This is a genomic window from Paraglaciecola sp. MB-3u-78, assembly GCF_002835935.1.
GTDB lineage: Bacteria > Pseudomonadota > Gammaproteobacteria > Enterobacterales > Alteromonadaceae > Paraglaciecola.
The window spans coordinates 1-1,039 of record NZ_PJCF01000044.1; the positions used below are offsets into that span (position 1 = coordinate 1).

Below are 1,039 nucleotides of genomic sequence, written 5' to 3' on the forward strand. Positions count from 1 at the left end.
AAGGGGTATCCTGTTAGCTCCACTACCCACTACATGTTGTGTTTAGCGCTTTTTGATATTTTCATAACTAACGGGCGGTGTAACCACCGCTTGTTCAAGCAATCTATAAAATAGTAAACCACGTGAATTAGATGCTCGACGATTAAAACGAAAGGCATATTCGTCGAGATAACTATCTAAATGTTCATGCCCTACTGAGCCTTGATGAGTTCCTAATATCCATCTTTTCAATAGTGAAGCGACTCTATGCACACCGACTAGCGTCTCATGAGCAGGCTCTTTAGACCCAAGTTGAACCAACTTATTACGCTCATAACCAAGCTCATAAATTCTATGATAGGCACTTGAACCATCTGTTTGGACGACTGAACCGGGCTCTATCGTTTCTTGTATAAACGAATGCAATTGAACTTGCGTTGCCGCTTCAATACGTTTTAACCTTATTCTGCCAAATCCCTTGGGCTTTTTAATTTCAACCGCTATCGCCACAATTGATTTCTTACTTTGGGCACAAGGAGCACGGGTTTTGGCTTTATCAGCGCCACCCACGTAGGTTTCATCTACTTCGACAATACCTGATAATTTTCCGCGACTGGGGTTGACCATCGCCCGCCGGTAACGATGTAACATTGTCCATGCAGTTTGATAACTACCTAACCCAAGTAACCTTTGCAGACCTAACGCACTCACTCCGTGCTTTTCATTAGTGATATACCAAGCTGCGGCAAACCAATTAGTTAAGGGAGTTCGGCTTTTTTCAAATAGTGTTCCTGCTGTCACCGTGCCTTGATATCGACATATAGAACACATCATTCGACCGCGAGTTAAGTGATAAGGTTTGGATAATTTGAGACAACGTGGGCATACAAAACCAGAGGGCCAACGTAAGTGCTCCAGAAACTGAAGGCATGCATTATCATCCGGAAACCATTGTAAAAACTGAGTCCAATTTCCGGGATAATCTCTACCTGATTTTAGTGAATTTGATGAAATAGCCACCACTACATATTGACATAGGTGGAGCTAAGTGGATACCCCT

General features: G+C 42.8%; 1 protein-coding gene. It reads right to left on the bottom strand.

All coding sequences use genetic code 11. From position 1 onward, the window contains the following. Positions 1–42 precede the first annotated feature (42 nt). A complete protein-coding gene (locus CXF95_RS26235) occupies positions 43–999 on the bottom strand; it encodes an IS1595 family transposase (RefSeq protein ID WP_198556578.1) in 957 nt (318 codons plus the stop codon). Positions 1,000–1,039 lie beyond the last annotated feature (40 nt).